The following is a 209-nucleotide window of genomic DNA, read 5'->3' as shown; positions in this document are numbered from 1 at the left end:
CACGCTCAATAATGAGATGATCAGCCACTCACTGCGATGCAGCTTTACGCCGATCAGCTCTCCCGGCTGCACCTGGTATTTTTCTTTCAGATAGTTACACAACTGTGCCGATACAGTATCCAGCTGCTTGTAAGTAAACGGCTGTCCTTTATGTACCAGCGCTACGCTGTCACCCTGCGCAGCCACCTGGCGCTGAAACAGCTCCTGCA

Annotated in this window: 1 protein-coding gene; it reads right to left on the bottom strand. The window is 52.2% G+C overall.

Translation table 11 applies throughout. The annotated features are described in order from the left end of the window. A partial coding sequence (locus ICL55_RS35060) for an AMP-binding protein (protein ID WP_188106748.1) occupies window positions 1–209 on the bottom strand: 209 nt, incomplete at both ends.

It is taken from the genome of Chitinophaga varians, from assembly GCF_014529945.1.
Lineage (GTDB): Bacteria > Bacteroidota > Bacteroidia > Chitinophagales > Chitinophagaceae > Chitinophaga > Chitinophaga varians.
Note: the sequence above shows the minus strand (reverse complement) of the source record. Positions and strands in the feature narration are given on the sequence as shown.